Source organism: Bacillus sp. FSL H8-0534, assembly GCF_038005885.1.
In the GTDB taxonomy this organism is placed as follows: Bacteria; Bacillota; Bacilli; order Bacillales; family Bacillaceae_G; genus Bacillus_A; species Bacillus_A pseudomycoides.
On the sequence record NZ_JBBOUC010000001.1, the window covers coordinates 453,845 to 469,787 of the forward strand.

The following is a 15,943-nucleotide window of genomic DNA, read 5'->3' on the forward strand; positions in this document are numbered from 1 at the left end:
TCAGGGTAAAGCCCACAAAATCTTAAAAGTAACGATTCTCAGTGGAAATGGTGAAGTCCCACTAAGAATCGCTTTTACTTAATTAAACCAGCTGTGTATCTTCTGGCAGCCTCCATTGGTCCGTACTTAAATCTATTCAGCCAAAATGTTGCGAAGTAAATTTCAAAGAAACAGATACAGATCCAAATAAAGACAATCGATAATGAGTTCAATTTCCCACCAAGGCTGAAGCCCCAACCATAAAAGAGAATGGAAGAAAGAATATTTTGAAGAACATAACAACTAAGAGACATCTTTCCTACATTTTCAAGGCGTTGCCATAACCAAAAATGTTCAACTCTTTCTATCATTTTAGCAATCAATGCAATATACAAAATAGAAAGGAAAGGTGCAAATAAATAACGAGCTGGTAAATCGAAAACACCACCTGGAATAAAGATTAATAGATTGAGAGGGATGCCAATCATAATACCGATTTTAAACATTTTTGTGCGAATTCTTTTTCCATTTTCATCAGGGGAGAAAGCGCCAGCGCGCATAAGACGTATCCCGAATAAGAATAAGAAAATATTCATTGGGATAACAAAAATTACTTCCAGTCGATTTGCGATAAAGTTTGTTAGTCGATAATGGATTTGTTCAAACCAAGTTCCATCACTATAAAGAGCTATAATTTCATTAGCGTTACCTAGTGAAATGTTCCCTCCTATGAATTTTAAATACATAAATATAGAAAGAATGACAAGCATAGCAGCTCCGTGAAAGATACCAATCATTTTCATAGCGCGATTAATCCATTTGTCACCACGTTTAATAATAAAAGCAACAATAATTGCGGTTATTCCATAGCTCATTAAAATATCATATTCCATAACCAAAGTGAAATGAATGAAACCTTCTAATAAAAGTATAAAAGAAGTCCATAGGTAAACGCCAGGCCATGTATTGCCTTTGCGTAAAGATTGTTGATATTTCAATTCAAGTCCTACACCAAACATAATTGTTAATAAACCGAGAAGTTTACCGTTTACTAAAAATAAAACGAACAGCCGAATAAAATCATTAAGTGATGTCCACCAAATTGCATGATCGAACGTAAAGATATAAGAAATATCCCCTAGATATGCAAAAATCCAAATATTCGTACCAAGTGTTCCTAACACAGCAAAGCCCCTTAATATATCAAGCAAACGAATTCTTTTGTTGTTAGTTCTCATTATTTTCCTCTTTTCTAATGATTTTGTCATTATTGTATCTTTAAAAAGGAATGTTTTGTATGCACAGGTGTCAGTTAGAGCAAATGACACCTGTCATATAGGCGAAAAAATGAAGTGTTTAAATCGTCATGCAATGAATTCTTAAAAATAAGTAAGAAAAAATATGGTAGTATATGCTTACGTAGAGATTATAAGAAAGGAATGAAAACATGGTTAAAATTATGATTGTGGAAGATGATCCTAAAATCGCGGAATTATTATCTTCTTATATCGAGAAATACGGGTATCAAGCAATTGTTATTGTTGATTTTCAACGTGTATTAGATATTTTTTCACAAGAAAAACCAGAATTAGTGCTACTAGATATTAATTTACCAAGTTTCGATGGATATTATTGGTGCAGGCAAATTCGCGCTATTTCTACGTGTCCTATTTTATTTATTTCAGCTCGTGAAGGAACAATGGATCAAGTGATGGCACTAGAAAATGGTGGGGATGATTATATTCCAAAGCCGTTTCATTATGAAGTTGTAATGGCAAAAGTTCGTAGTCAACTAAGGCGCGCATATGGAGACTATGCACCAAAAATAGAAGAACGAATGATTGAACAGCAAGGGCTTACTTTGTTTCCGGAGCGTTTAGTATTACAATTACGTAATCAAGAAATTGATGTAACAAGAAATGAAGCGATTTTGTTAGAAATGTTAATGAAAAATTATCCGCGCGTTGTAAGTAGAGAAGTGTTATTGAACAAACTTTGGGATAGCGAATTATATGTTGATGATAATACACTAAGTGTGAATACAACGCGTGTTCGGAAAAAATTACAAGCATTAGGTATTCAAGGGGCAATTGAAACCATTCGTAGTGTCGGTTATCGATTACATATAACATGGGAAATCGGTGGAGAAAAATGATAAAACTATTTATACGTGAGCATATTCCGCTTCTATGTTTTACAACTTTCCAGCTCATCGCCATTTTTCTTGTTTATTGGTTTGATGGCTATCGTCATATGACAACTGCGCTTTATGCAATGTTTTTAGGATTATGTTTTTTGCTTGCGTATTTACTATATCGCTATTTTACGCATAAGTCTTTTTATGAAAGGTTAGCAAATCCGATGCAATCATTAGATGAATCTGTACAAAAATCAGATTTTGCAGTCCTGTCTATTGCGTTACATGAGTTATTAGAAGTACAATACCGTCACTATCAGAATCAGTTACAAGTGCAGGAACGTAAAAATGAGGAGCATTTAACTTTTATGAATCAATGGATTCATCAAATGAAAACACCTTTATCTGTTATTGAATTGATTACACAAGATGAAGTTGATTCTAGATTTGAGAGTATCGGTGAAGAAGCAGATAAATTAAAAAAGGGATTAGAAATGGCTCTATATGTGGCACGTCTAGAAACGTTCACACAAGATTTCTACGTAGAAAGAGTGCAATTATACAAGTTGGTAAATGAAGTAATACATGAACATAAGCGCTTTTTCATCCGGAATTTTGTATATCCAGCAGTTAATATTGAAAAAGACATCATGGTAGAAAGTGATGTGAAATGGCTTCAATTTTTAGTTGGTCAAATTCTATCTAACGCAATTAAGTATTCAGCGGGCAGTAGAGAAAAAATTATAATGAAAGCATATAACGTAGACAAGACTGTCATCTTAGAAGTAAGGGATTTTGGAGTAGGTATACCAAAACAAGATATACCACGAGTATTCCAACCGTTCTTTACTGGAGAAAATGGCAGGGATTTTAAAGAGTCTACAGGAATGGGACTATATCTTGTGCATGAAATTGCAAAACATTTAGGTCATAAAGTAGAAGTGCATTCTGAAGTTGGAAAAGGGACAACTGTACGAATTATTTTCTATATCTCATAAAAAGCTGATGAAATAGACTTTTTCATCAGCTTTTTTTAGAAATCTTACAAAGTTGTAAGGTAAATGAAAGACGAATCAATATGAGATGTAAGATAACTCCTTTACACTTCAAACTAAGCAGAATAAATGAAAGGAGAATGTGGTATGGAAATATTGCAGGCGAAAGGGATTAGTAAAGTATATAAGGGGAAAGTTCCTTATAAAGCTCTTACTGATATTGATTTATCTATTCAAGAGGGTGAGTTCGTTGGTATTATGGGACCATCTGGCAGTGGAAAAACAACATTGTTAAATATGGTATCGACGATTGATTCACCAACATCAGGTGAAATTTTAATAAATGGAACGAATCCTTTTCAGTTATCATCTGAAAAATTAGCATTATTTCGTCGTCAACAATTAGGATTTGTTTTTCAGTCATTTAATCTTCTCAGTACGCTTACCGTAAAAGAAAATATTGTGTTGCCAATGACGTTAGATGGAGTGGCTGTAAAGGAAATGAATAAGCGGGTGGAAGAAGTTGCAGAAAAGTTAGGCATTCTGGATATTTTGCATAAAAGAACATATGAAATTTCAGGTGGTCAAGCACAGCGAACCGCAATTGCTCGTGCAATCATTCATAAGCCACAATTGTTACTAGCGGATGAACCTACGGGAAACTTAGATTCTAAGTCTTCGAATGATGTGATGGGTATGTTAGAAGAACTGAACAAGAAAGAACGTGCAACGATGATGCTTGTTACTCATGACCCATATGCAGCGAGCTATTGTAGTCGCGTTATCTTTATTAAAGACGGTGAATTGTATAATGAAATTTACTGCGGTGAAAGTAGACAAGCTTTTTACCAAAAGATTATGGATGTTCTCTCTTTGTTAGGAGGGAAAAGGCATGACTTTTCGTCAATTCGCGTTTAATAATGTTTTTCGTAATAAACGGACATACGCCGCTCATTTTTTAAGTAGTACATTTTCTATCATGATTTTCTTTACGTATGCACTTTTGTTATTTCATCCTAATTTAACGGGTGAGTTGAAATCGACAAGTGAAACGATAAGTGAACTCGGTACAATTGGGTTTAGAATTTCACAGGGCTTGATTTTTGTTTTTTCATTTTTCTTTATCTTATATTCAGTAAGCTCATTTTTAAAAACACGCAAAAAAGAATTTGGTATTTTAATGATGCAAGGAATGTCGATGAGGCAGTTAAAGAAGTTAGTGCTCATTGAAAATATGTTAATTGGATTTGGTTCAATCTTTATAGGTATTATGATCGGCCTTATATTTTCAAAATTAGTACTGCTCATTAGTGCGAGTATTTTAATGATTAACAATGGACTACCTTTCTATATTCCAACTCAAGCAGTACTATTAACTATTATTACATTTATTTTCTTGTTTTTAATCGTATCACTGTTTACTTTTAAAATGATAAGAGTAACAGAGCTTGTGGAACTCATTCAAGCAGAAGAAAAACCAAAACCTGAACCGAAATCTTCTATTATTTTATCGCTTCTATCATTTGTTAGTATCAGTTCGGGATATGGAATTGTACTTTATATTAACTTTAGAAGAATTATCTCTTTTCCATTATTAGGATTAGGTGTGTTATTGGTTATAATCGGTACTTATTTTCTGTATACGCAATGCAGTGTTTTTCTGTTGCAAGCTGCCAAAAGGCGAGAATCTTTATTTTTAAAGAAAACAAATATATTGACGTTTTCAGAGCTGATATATCGAATGAAAGATAATGCAACGATGTTTTTTATTGTATCTATTATTTCGGCAGTCGCGTTCACCGCAATCGGAACTACTGCTGCACTTGGAAATAAAGAACTATCAAGAATGACCAATCCGTATACGTTTACGTATATGAGTTTTGAAGAAAATAAGATGGAAAATGAGCATCTTTCTGTAATTAAGAAATCTCTTAATGAGGCAAATATTCCTTATCGAATGGGCTCTGCCTCTACTAAATATACAGAAAGTAATGTCTCTGTTATGAAATTAAGTGAATATAATGATCTTGCGAAAGCTCTTGGTTATCAAAGGGAAGCGCTTGATAGAGAAGATGAGATTTTGTTAGTACCAGGATGGATAGCACAAAAACAAGAGTTTAAAGATGGTGAATTTAAAAAAGAAATTGAAGTGATTCATGGGGATTGGATGAAAACATTTCATGTAAAAAAAGCTGTAAAGAATTTAGTTTTACCACATGAAGTAGAAAATATTTTAATTGCAGTACAAGATGATGTTTATGATAAAATTCCTTTCATTAACCGTGAAGATGTACCACATTCTAAAGAACGTATTTACGGATTTGTTGTAGATGATTGGATGAAAACGAAAGAAATTTCACATCAATTAAATAACATACTAGATAGAGATAGAGATGGTGAAGAGCGTAATTATTATTTCGCTGCTTTAACGTTGCAGTGGTTACAAGCGAAACAAACAAACGGATTGTTACTTATGGCAAGTGTTTTAGTGGGAATTGTCTTCTTTACATTTGCAGCGAGCTTTATTTATTTCCGTTTATATACAGATTTAGATCGGGATCAGCAACAATATAAAATGATTTCAAAAATGGGATTAAGCAAGCGAGAACTAAAAGGTGTTGTAACAAGACAGTTGTTAATCATGTTCTTTTTACCAATTATTGTTGCGGTAATCCATACTGCAGTCGCATACACTGCACTGCAACAATTAGTGGATTTTTCTATTTTAAATAGTTCAATTATCATCTTAATTTCATTTGTATGTATACAAATCTTATATTTTTTTATGACTCGTTGGCGTTACCTCCAAAAACTTTATAGAACTATGGATCAGTAAAAGCACTATGAATAGGGCTTGATTATATTATAGAGAAATAAAGTCTCACCTTAGAGCGTATACTTGATAACTAATTCGTATAACGAAAGGAGTCGTAATGAAAAAAACGGTATCGATTTTTATGTTAATTGTCCTAGCCATAATAAGCCTAAGTGCTTGTTCTAAATCTAAGGAGAATACACAACCTGCAAACGGAATAATAATGATTGGAGACGAACAATATACATTACCAATTTTTACACGTTACAAAGAAAATATAAAAGAAAAAGAGGTGTTTGAAGTAAAAACAGGCAGCATGGGTGAAAATAAAGTACTGATTATAGATGAATCTACAGCTCAAGCTATGATTAAAGATAAAATTTTTCGGACTAATGATGTAAATAACAGCTTATATTATATTTCAATAAAAAAATTACCAACCATTCCTAAAGGCCATTCGTTAGTATTTACACATGAAGATCAAGAAGATATAGAAAGTATAGACTTAAATGACAAAACAATACCAGTTCAATATGAAAGTAATGCTTGGATTGGAAACTCTCGTGACTACGAATCTCAATGGTATCTTATCGTTGCAAGAAATGACGTATATAAAGAAATACAAGCGAATAAAACAAAATTACAACTTATTCACTTGAAAAAATCATTAGGCTACGAAAAGCCTAAAATGTCAACAGACAATACATTAGTGAATGAATATTTAAAGATGAAAAGACAAGTCAAAGATTTTCATAAATTAATATCGGTCAAATTTGTTACTTTTGAGGATGAGGGTTAAAAAGAAAAGGAAATTGTCAACAAAACTTTATCAACTATGTAATATTCCATAATTAATAGACAATTCAGATAAGATAGTTTACAGTATCTTTAAGTTAATAATTGTGATAGAGAATTGGAGATCCACACTATATAGCCATTGCTAATTGCGTTGGTATATCTTTGTGGATCTTTTTTTCTATTACATAGAGAAAGGAGCGAAATGAAAACGCTTTATTGGGGAGGTATAGAATAAGAAAAGGGGATGTAAAATGAAAAGATTACTTTTGGGATTTTTAATTTTATGTTTTATCGCTTCGAGTGTAATTATTCCAGTACCAACACATGCGGAAGAAGGAAAGAAAAATAACAATCCTATTATTTTGGTACATGGCTTTACAGGGTGGGGAAGAGATGAATTATTGGGCGTAAAGTATTGGGGGGGTGTACATGATATTCAAGAGAATTTAAAGAGAGATGGATACAGTGTACATACCGCTGCTGTTGGACCGTTATCAAGTAACTGGGATCGTGCTTGTGAGTTATATGCTGAAATTAATGGGGGAACAGTAGATTATGGAGCGGCTCATGCTGAGAAACATGGACATGATCGATATGGGAGAACATATACAGGGTTTATCCGAAATTGGAGTGAGACAAATAAGGTTCATTTAGTAGGACATAGTATGGGTGGTCAAACGATACGTACACTTGTTCAAATATTAAAAGAAGGAAATCAAGAAGAGAGGGATTATGCAAAACAGCATGTAGATGTGAAGGTGTCTCCGTTGTTCCAGGGCGGAAAATCATATGTTCATAGTGTAACGACATTGGCAACACCTCACAACGGGACAACCCTTGCAGATGGAAGTTTACTTCTACCAGCTGTAAAGCAATTACTCGTCGCAACTGCTGGAATCGGAGAAAATAACAATCTATCACTATACGACTTTAAATTGGATCAATGGGGAATTAAAAAGAAAGCTGGGGAGTCATTTTATCAATATTCAAACCGTGTCTTAAATAGTTCCATTTTGAAGGATACGAAAGATATAAGTCAATGGGATTTAAGTACAGATGGAGCGAAGGAATTAAATGACTGGGTAAAAGCGCAACCAGATGTATATTATTTCTCTTACAGCGGACATGCAACACAAGCCGCACCTATAACGGGAATCCATTTTCCGCACATTACAATGAATAAGACACTAATGGGAAATGCAATTTTCTTAGGGGCATATGCAAGATACGAACAGAATCGTCCATTCATCGATTCATCTTGGTGGCAAAATGATGGTGTAGTGAATACAAGTTCAATGGTGGGACCATCAACTGATACGATTATAAATAATAATGACACACCAGAGCTTGGAAAATGGAACCATATTGAGACAAAACAAAACTGGGATCACCTTGATATGGTTGGACTAAGTGTTTCGGACTCATTAGGGTTTTCTGATATTAATGCTTTTTACCGAACAATTGCTGAAAAGTTATCCAATTTACCAAAATAAAGTAAAACTGTAATCATTGGGGGTCTTACTGTCCACGAATAGCGTGGGGGACTGAATTCCTATTTATATCGAAATATAAATAGGAATTCAGATTATTCTGAGGGAGTTTTTACTTCGTGAATTGTATTTTACTTTCGAAGTATAATGGAGTTAACATTAAAATAGCATGATAGTCCGAGGTGATGATATGAGAGTTAACGTGGTGATATCTGGATATGGAACTGTTGGAAAAGAGTTTGTAAGATTGGTATTTGAGAAAGCTTCATATATAAAAGAGATGTACGGCATCGAACTTGTTTTTACTGGAATTATTGGGAGTACAGTCAATCTTTATAATGACAAAGGTTTACATATTAAAGAATTATTAACTTATGGTACTGGTTCTCATGTATTAGAGAAGTATACCAAACACTATCCACTTGATAAAAGTGAAAAGTTTCCTTTTGGTACTGTATTAATTGAATCGACACCAACTAATCTTCAAACTGGTGAACCAGGAAGAACATACATTGAAACAGCGATTGAAAACCATATGGATGTAGTAGCTATTTCGAAAGGAGCACTTGTTAACGCATGGAAAGAAATAAAAGAAAAAGCAAAACTCGCAAACGTACGTATCTATTATAGCGGCGCAACTGCTGCTGCACTCCCTACATTAGATATTGGACAATTCAGTTTAGCAGGATGTCAAATTGAAAGTATAGAAGGTATTTTAAATGGAACAACAAATTATATTCTTACAAAAATGTATGAAGAAGATGTAACATTCCAGGAAGCATTGCATCAAGCACAGCACAAAGGGATAGCTGAAACAAACCCCTCATTAGATATAAGTGGAATGGATAGTGCTTGTAAACTTTTATTATTGGCAAATAGTTTGCTGCAAGCAGAATGTTCATTGAATTGTATATCTATAAAAGGTATAGAGGATGTTACAAAACAAGATATAGAGAAAGCAAAAGAACAAGGTAAATCTCTAAAACTAATTGCAACAGCATATAAAGATCATTCAGGAAATCTTAAACTTGAAGTATGCCCGCGTGAAATAGAGAAAGGGCATCCATTGGCTCATGTAAATGGAACAGAAAAAGGAATCACTTTTCATACTGATACGATGGGGAAAGTTACTTCAACCGGAGGAGCTTCAAGCCCAAGAGGAGCAGCGGCAGCGGCTTTGAAAGATTTAATTAATTTGTATCGAAAAGATGTATGATGAAAAAATATAGTCTTCAATTAAAATGAAAAAGATAATAATCAACTTGACAAATAAATATTTTTATGTTATAATTAAAATTTTAACATTTGACATCAAACCCTTAGGGTGATACATTTTAGTAAGAGAAATAACTTCACTAATTTATGTATCGAGGGGGACGTGTAGTATGAAAATAGAAAACGGTCTAGCGGTTTTGAAATTGAAAATTCAAGGATTTGAATTAAATCCAACATTACTTTGGGATGAAAAAGAAGCTCTATTAGTCGATACTGGTATGCCAGGTCAATTAGAAGGGATTCGCGATGCAATGATTGGTATTGGTGTGCCTTTTGAACAATTACAAGCAGTTATTTTAACTCATCAAGATATAGACCATATTGGAAGTCTTCCTGAAATACAGCAGAAGGCAGATCATTCTATTGAAGTGTACGCCCATGGATTAGACAAACCTTATATTGAAGGACAGTTACCCCTTATTAAAGGAGATCCAAATAAAATGAGTGAAGAAAAATGGGCGGCACTTCCAGATGTTGTGCAAGCTTTATATAAAAATCCTCCAACAGCAAAAGTAAATCAAACCTTAGAAGATGGACAAAGACTTCCATTTCTCGGAGGCATTGAAGTGATTCATACACCAGGACATACTCCGGGGCATATTAGTTTATATAGTGAAAAGTATAAGACATTAATTGCAGGTGACGCGATGGTATGTGTTGAAGGAAAACTAAAAGGGCCAGTTCCACATACGACACCAGATATGGAAACAGCTACAGAATCACTTAGAAGATTTTTAGAGTTTGATATTGAGAGGATAATTTGTTATCACGGTGGTGTTTGTGATTTGAATGCGAAGGAGCAGATTGAAACATTAGTAAGAAAAGAAAAGTAATGTTGTTATGCAAACTCGTATTTTATCCAGTATAAATTGCCCATAAAAGCCCGACTGGTAAGGGATGATGAAGAATACCCCATTTTATAAAGTTTTACTTTATGAAGTTCGAACGTTCAAATTATATTTGATAGTTATATGGATTATGTTATGATAAGTATCAAAGTTAAATAGTTTATTTCTATCCACTAGGGGGGCCTTTTATAGGCTGAGATCAAAGGATATTTTTGAAACTCTTAGGACCTGATCTGGGTAATACCAGCGTAGGGAAGTGGAAGTGACAGAAGATGATATTTTTAAAATATTGATGATGTCCAGTCCGCTTTCTTTACGTGTGTGTAAAGAAAGCTTTTTTATTTTTGTGCACCTATTTGAAGTAAATCTCTGTAGTCTAGTCGTTAACGAGCGATTGGTTAAGAAATCTGTTTCATTTTTATTATTAAAATGTTTATTGGAGGGTCTTTCATGTCATTTTCACAGTTAGTACGTAAAGAAGTTAATCCAATTTGGGAAGCAAGTTTTAATCATCCATTTGTAACAAAACTAGGAGACGGCATATTAGATTTAGCTAGTTTCCGCTATTACGTTTTGCAAGATTCATATTATTTAAGTCATTTTGCAAGAATCCAATCGTTAGGAGCAGCAAAAGCTATTGAATTAGAAACGACAGCCCGTATGGCGCACCATGCACAAAATACATATCAAGCGGAATTATCACTGCATGAGAATTTCGCTAAAAAACTAGGAATTACGAAAGAAGAAAAAGAATCGTTCATTCCTGCACCGACGGCTTATGCGTATACATCACATATGTATCGCGCTGCATATGATGGGCATATCGGGGATGTTATCGCAGTAATTTTGCCTTGCTATTGGCTTTATTATGAAATTGGTGAGCGACTCAAGGAATGTCAACCTGAAGAACCAATTTACCAAGAATGGATTTCCGCATATGGCTCTGATTGGTTCCGTACTTTAGTAGAAGAGCAAATTGCTAGATTAGATGCCATTGCTGAAACAGTAACAGAAGCTGATCGTAAGCGAATGAAACAGCATTTTGTAATTAGCAGTCAATATGAGTATTCATTTTGGGAGATGGCTTACACATTAGAAAAGTGGCCAGTGGAAGAACAAGTAGAAGATGTAAGTTTATAATGAAAAGATATGTCTCTCATCAAGCATGCGAGAGTATAGAAAATGACTAACTTAGTTTAGTCATTTTTTTTTACAAAATAATAATATCTATATTCTATGTTTTAGGAAAATTAATTTTAGTGATTAATTGATTACATATTATAAAAAAATTACACAATAAAAAAGAGGGAGAAGATGGTTTTTATTGAATTTTGTTTATAATTCCTTTTTAACTTGTTAGAGGGTAATCGTAAAGAAGATTATTAATCTTTTTGACACTTTTTATTCCACTTACAATAATTGGGGTGTTCTATTAAAAAAATTTAATTTTGGAAAGGGATCAATAAATATGAAAACAAGAAAACGAATAGGAAATAATTTTTTACTCGTTAGTGCAATTTGTGTGATAAGTATTCCTTCTGTTTCATATGCGGAGGAAGTAATTTCACCTAAAAATTTCGCGAGTCCTTCAAGTTTGTATGAGGGGAGGAATATGGATGTATTGAAAACAAGTTTTTATGCCAATACATATAATAATCCGTTCAACCACCAATTTATTTCGACATTAAAGGAAACAAACACAAATATAAAAGAAATAGACAATGTTGATGATGAAAATCCTGTTATATCTACTACTCTTACATTTATTCGTGATATGCATGCTGAAAATTATAAATCTGCATTTGATTTAACTTCTCGATCTTTACAGAAGATAATATCTGAAAAATGGCTGGAGAGTTATTGGAAGGGACTCCCAGTACAATTACAAGCAGGTTCTTTTATTGGAATTGGAGAGATAAAACAAAAAGAGACAAATTCCGTTCATACAAATGTAGAGATTGGATTAGTTTTTGAACAATTTACTGTGCCTTTACTAATTAAATTAGATCCATCTGGAAAAATAGATGATTTTCAATTTAGCATGTCGTTTAGTCCTGTCGCAGAACGTCCATCATATAGTAAGCCTGAATCATTTGTTGAAAAAGCAGTAGTAGTCGGAAGTGGCGCGTTTCCATTACCAGGAACATTGTCTGTTCCAAAGGGAAATGGTCCTTTCCCAGTGGTTATCCTTGTTCAAGGATCTGGAGCAAGCGATCAAGATGAAACTGCATTTGCTTTAAAACCATTTCGCGATTTAGCTGAAGGTCTTGCTTCAAAAGGAATTGCTGTCCTTCGCTATAATAAACGAACCTATGAACATGGATTGAAGACGCAATTTAGTCCTTTTTATACAGTTGATAAAGAGACAACGGACGATGCACTTCTTGCCACTCGTTTTCTTCAAAATGAACCTATGATAGACAAGAATCAAATTTATATTCTTGGTCATAGTCAAGGTGGAATGATGGTTCCGCAAATGATCGAAAAAGACCAAAATCAAAATATTGCTGGGGCGATTGTAATGGGAGGACCAGCTCGTACAATCCAAGATGTTGTTTTAGATCAATTTGATTATCTTTTTTCTATTGGAAGAATGAAACCTGAAGAATATAAATTTTACAAAGAGCAATTTAAATTATTAAATGATCCTAACTTCTCTAGTCAGAATCCTCCAAAAGATTTTTATTTAGGATCACCTGTATTTTGGGATTCTATTCGTAAAATTAAGGCAGCGGAAATGTCCAAAGAACAAAAGACACCTCTTCTTATTATTCAGGGAGAAAGAGACTATCAAGTTCAATCAAAAATCGAAATTCCTCTTTGGAAAGAACAATTAAAAGAGCGAGATAACGTAGATTATCGACTATATCCAAAGTTAAATCACTTCTTTACAGAAGGTGATGGGGAATTAAGTAAACCGGATGAATATAATAGTCCTGCCAATATCCCTGAGTATGTTATAAATGACATTGCTACTTGGGTGCAAGGAAGAGCCAAATGAAAATAGTACAGTATATTTGTGAGAGCGCATTCCGTTTACAAAAAACATGGGGAATTAGCCTGTGTTTTTTGTGCTTATATGAAGAATTTTAAAGGGGTGTTTAAAGATGACAAATGCAAATGAACAGAAAAGTATAGAAGAAATTTTAAAAATCGCTGAAAAAAATGGTTTACCATTGAATAAAGAAAGCGCTGAATTAAATGAATCAGGAATGGACTTTCAAGTTGTATTTGCTACTGATGAGAAGGGCGCTTCATGGGTTCTTCGGAAACCGAGAAGACCTGATGTCATTGAAAGAGGGGCATTAGAAGGGAAAATACTTGAGCTTGTTCAAAAATATGTACCTGTTGCAGTACCAAATTGGAAAATCAACACATCAGAATTAATTGCTTATCCATTAGTAAAGGGGAATCCTGCTGCTGTTATTGATTTAGAAATACAAAATTATGTGTGGCACATTCAAAATAATCCCCCTTCTATGACGTTTATTCGATCGTTAGCCGAATCACTTGTTGCGTTGCATTCAATTAATCATGTTGAGGCTACTAAACATGGACTTGAAGTTCTTCAACCTGCTGAAGCAAAGCGATTGTTAGTAGATAGAATGCATCAAATAAAATCACAACTTGGTGTTTCAGCCGAACTATGGGAGCGTTGGCAAAAATGGCTTGCGGATGAATCGTATTGGCCAAAGTACTCTGCATTTGTTCATGGTGATCTACATCCACCGCATATTTTAGTTGATGAAAATACCAAAGTAACAGGCCTGCTAGATTGGACAGAGGCGAAAGTGACAGATCCCGCTACTGACTTTACTCTGTATCTCACAATCTTTGGAGAGGACAATTTGAAAGTATTATTAAACGAATATGAAAAAGCAGGAGGAAAAGTTTGGCCGAGAATGCTTGAACATATTATCGAACTTGGCGCTGCTTATCCGGTCATGATTGGATTGTTTGCACTACAGACAAAGGAAGAGGCACATATGGAGATGGCGCGTGGGGCTTTGGGAGTGAATGAGAAATAATAAATTCTATTGTGTAAAGTGGCTGCGTTGTGAGGGGGGGATATAATTATATAAAAAGGTATATCCAAGTTGTTGAGCTCTTGTCCATCACACGTTTGAAGATGCGAAAGTCCGTTAAATATACAATAGGATAATTTGATAATCCCGCTAATTTACAAATAGCGGGATTTGTCATTTCTTTATACAAATCTAGATCTCTATTGTCAATTATAGTTTTGTTTTTTTGTTTACTTTTTGGTACAAGTAGGATTAAGATGTTTTTTAGGAATGTTATTATTTGCATGCATATACACTATAATTTGGTGGAAGTGAGGAATACGCTAAAAAACAAAAAATTTGCTTTGTTATATAGAAGAAAGATAGAAAACTGAAAGGGATGAGAGTTTTGAAGAAACTTGATGTGCTTTTAATGGTACTCAGCTTCCTGTTCCCCATTGCAGGTATTATGAAAAAAATTCCTCTTGAATTGTCATTTTATTTAGGAGGACTATTGTTTTTCACGAGTTTTGGAAGCTATTATGCAAAACGAATGTATTCACGAATATGTAGTTGGCTCGCTTACACTATATTTATCACGTTCTTGCTCGCAATTTGGAATCAATACGTAACAACTAGTTCTTTACTAGCAAACGCAAAAATCGCTGCATGTATTGCGGTAATTCCATTATTATTCCGGTTCCGCACCTATGCAATTACCTTAGGGTTACTGGCATTATGGGGTGGCTTATTATGGGATATTAAACAAGCCAAATCATTAGTCGTTCTTGGACGTATTATGAACTTATTGACTTCAGAACGACTGTATTTACTTTTGCTAGTAGTTGGATTTTTACTTGGTGGATTGTTTGCCAACATGCTAAAGCGTGGTAGTATCAATGAAAAACAAGAAAAAACAAATCTATTCAAACAAAAAAAGAAACGAATTAAACCGAATTTTAAAATTCGTATTCCGAGTTTACCAAGGTTGAAAGTGAAGATGCCAAAGTTTAGTAGAAAATCTTCTAACTCAAAAGAAACACGTACGTATGAACCAAATCGTGAAGAAAAGACAGCAACGTATCATACAACGCAAACAGAGCAGCAACATCATGAAGTTGAAACAATGCAAGGACAAACAAGGATGGAACGACGAAGAAATCGTTATAATGCATAGAGGATGTTTTTATACAAATATTTGAACCCGCAACGCCCCTGTATACAATTCGATGGGGTATTGCGGGTTTTCACTTTAATATATTAAACATCTTAATTATTGGGAATTTTCACGTAGAAGAGAATATATGATTAATGATAAGAAGAGAATACTATGAGAAAATTAAGTAATATGGCCATTGCAAGTATTATAGTTTCTGTAGGTTTAGGAATGACAATTTACTATATACAAAAAGCTGAAAATAAACCTGTAGAAGGGAAGCTACAAGCAATATATGAAATTGCACTGAATTTAGAAGGGATTAAAGAGGAGATATTAGATGAGCAAAGAGAAAAACAAATAGAAATCAGTAATGAAATAAAGAAAAAGATTTAAGATATAAAAACAGAACATATAATTTCATCTAATGATCTAAAATAGCATCT

Annotated in this window: 14 protein-coding genes and 1 riboswitch; of the genes, 13 read left to right on the top strand and 1 reads right to left on the bottom strand. The window is 33.9% G+C overall.

Annotation, left to right across the window (positions count from 1 at the left end; translation table 11 throughout):
• Nucleotides 1-74 precede the first annotated feature (74 nt).
• On the bottom strand, nt 75-1,217 hold the full coding sequence (locus MHH71_RS02565) for a DUF418 domain-containing protein (RefSeq protein ID WP_033798905.1): 1,143 nt from the start codon (nt 1,215-1,217) through the stop codon (nt 75-77).
• Between the two features lie 209 nt (nt 1,218-1,426).
• Here MHH71_RS02565 and MHH71_RS02570 point away from each other — a divergent pair, with 209 nt between their 5' ends.
• From MHH71_RS02570 to MHH71_RS02630, 13 genes are all read left to right on the top strand, one after another.
• Complete coding sequence (locus MHH71_RS02570) at nt 1,427-2,134, top strand: response regulator transcription factor (protein WP_006094997.1); 708 nt, start codon at nt 1,427-1,429, stop codon at nt 2,132-2,134.
• A complete protein-coding gene (locus MHH71_RS02575) occupies nt 2,131-3,114 on the top strand; it encodes a sensor histidine kinase (RefSeq protein ID WP_033796166.1) in 984 nt (327 codons plus the stop codon). Before MHH71_RS02570 ends, MHH71_RS02575 begins: the two co-directional genes overlap by 4 nt.
• 144 nt (nt 3,115-3,258) lie before the next feature.
• On the top strand, nt 3,259-4,029 hold the full coding sequence (locus MHH71_RS02580; RefSeq protein WP_016131456.1) for an ABC transporter ATP-binding protein: 771 nt from the start codon (nt 3,259-3,261) through the stop codon (nt 4,027-4,029).
• Complete coding sequence (locus MHH71_RS02585) at nt 4,004-5,947, top strand: ABC transporter permease (RefSeq protein ID WP_033798904.1); 1,944 nt, start codon at nt 4,004-4,006, stop codon at nt 5,945-5,947. Before MHH71_RS02580 ends, MHH71_RS02585 begins: the two co-directional genes overlap by 26 nt.
• Nucleotides 5,948-6,044: 97 nt before the next feature.
• Nucleotides 6,045-6,725: a lipoprotein BA_5634 family protein gene (locus MHH71_RS02590; RefSeq protein ID WP_033798903.1), complete on the top strand. Its 681-nt coding sequence runs from the start codon at nt 6,045-6,047 to the stop codon at nt 6,723-6,725.
• A gap of 250 nt (nt 6,726-6,975) precedes the next feature.
• On the top strand, nt 6,976-8,217 hold the full coding sequence (locus MHH71_RS02595) for an esterase/lipase family protein (RefSeq protein ID WP_006094994.1): 1,242 nt from the start codon (nt 6,976-6,978) through the stop codon (nt 8,215-8,217).
• A 187-nt stretch (nt 8,218-8,404) separates the two neighbouring features.
• Nucleotides 8,405-9,430 (top strand): homoserine dehydrogenase, encoded by a 1,026-nt coding sequence (locus MHH71_RS02600; RefSeq protein WP_033797637.1) that lies wholly within the window; start codon nt 8,405-8,407, stop codon nt 9,428-9,430.
• 169 nt (nt 9,431-9,599) lie between these two features.
• Nucleotides 9,600-10,322 carry an MBL fold metallo-hydrolase gene (locus MHH71_RS02605; protein ID WP_006094992.1) on the top strand — a complete coding sequence of 241 codons (723 nt, stop codon included), beginning with the start codon at nt 9,600-9,602 and terminating at the stop codon, nt 10,320-10,322.
• A 180-nt stretch (nt 10,323-10,502) separates the two neighbouring features.
• Nucleotides 10,503-10,609, top strand: a riboswitch (TPP riboswitch).
• 178 nt (nt 10,610-10,787) lie between these two features.
• The gene (tenA, locus tag MHH71_RS02610) at nt 10,788-11,477 is read left to right on the top strand and encodes a thiaminase II (RefSeq protein WP_033798902.1); all 690 of its coding nucleotides are present in this window, start codon (nt 10,788-10,790) and stop codon (nt 11,475-11,477) included.
• Between the two features lie 328 nt (nt 11,478-11,805).
• Nucleotides 11,806-13,338, top strand: coding sequence for an alpha/beta hydrolase (locus MHH71_RS02615; protein WP_006094990.1), 1,533 nt, complete (start codon nt 11,806-11,808; stop codon nt 13,336-13,338).
• Nucleotides 13,339-13,444: 106 nt separating this feature from the next.
• Nucleotides 13,445-14,365: a macrolide 2'-phosphotransferase gene (locus MHH71_RS02620; RefSeq protein WP_006094989.1), complete on the top strand. Its 921-nt coding sequence runs from the start codon at nt 13,445-13,447 to the stop codon at nt 14,363-14,365.
• Between the two features lie 385 nt (nt 14,366-14,750).
• Nucleotides 14,751-15,518 carry a DUF3959 family protein gene (locus MHH71_RS02625; protein WP_018780565.1) on the top strand — a complete coding sequence of 256 codons (768 nt, stop codon included), beginning with the start codon at nt 14,751-14,753 and terminating at the stop codon, nt 15,516-15,518.
• Nucleotides 15,519-15,671: 153 nt separating this feature from the next.
• Complete coding sequence (locus tag MHH71_RS02630; RefSeq protein ID WP_078212017.1) at nt 15,672-15,893, top strand: hypothetical protein; 222 nt, start codon at nt 15,672-15,674, stop codon at nt 15,891-15,893.
• The last annotated feature ends 50 nt before the right edge of the window (nt 15,894-15,943 follow it).

Excerpts from the sequence above, each read along its gene's own strand:
- tenA (WP_033798902.1), top strand. The coding sequence starts at position 10,788 with ATGTCATTTTCACAGTTAGTACGTAAAGAAGTTAATCCAATTTGGGAA.
- MHH71_RS02570 (WP_006094997.1), top strand. The coding sequence starts at position 1,427 with ATGGTTAAAATTATGATTGTGGAAGATGATCCTAAAATCGCGGAATTA.
- MHH71_RS02565 (WP_033798905.1), bottom strand. The coding sequence starts at position 1,217 with ATGAGAACTAACAACAAAAGAATTCGTTTGCTTGATATATTAAGGGGC.
- MHH71_RS02600 (WP_033797637.1), top strand. The coding sequence starts at position 8,405 with ATGAGAGTTAACGTGGTGATATCTGGATATGGAACTGTTGGAAAAGAG.
- MHH71_RS02575 (WP_033796166.1), top strand. The coding sequence starts at position 2,131 with ATGATAAAACTATTTATACGTGAGCATATTCCGCTTCTATGTTTTACA.
- MHH71_RS02620 (WP_006094989.1), top strand. The coding sequence starts at position 13,445 with ATGACAAATGCAAATGAACAGAAAAGTATAGAAGAAATTTTAAAAATC.
- MHH71_RS02615 (WP_006094990.1), top strand. The coding sequence starts at position 11,806 with ATGAAAACAAGAAAACGAATAGGAAATAATTTTTTACTCGTTAGTGCA.
- MHH71_RS02590 (WP_033798903.1), top strand. The coding sequence starts at position 6,045 with ATGAAAAAAACGGTATCGATTTTTATGTTAATTGTCCTAGCCATAATA.
- MHH71_RS02630 (WP_078212017.1), top strand. The coding sequence starts at position 15,672 with ATGAGAAAATTAAGTAATATGGCCATTGCAAGTATTATAGTTTCTGTA.
- MHH71_RS02580 (WP_016131456.1), top strand. The coding sequence starts at position 3,259 with ATGGAAATATTGCAGGCGAAAGGGATTAGTAAAGTATATAAGGGGAAA.
- MHH71_RS02585 (WP_033798904.1), top strand. The coding sequence starts at position 4,004 with ATGACTTTTCGTCAATTCGCGTTTAATAATGTTTTTCGTAATAAACGG.
- MHH71_RS02595 (WP_006094994.1), top strand. The coding sequence starts at position 6,976 with ATGAAAAGATTACTTTTGGGATTTTTAATTTTATGTTTTATCGCTTCG.
- MHH71_RS02605 (WP_006094992.1), top strand. The coding sequence starts at position 9,600 with ATGAAAATAGAAAACGGTCTAGCGGTTTTGAAATTGAAAATTCAAGGA.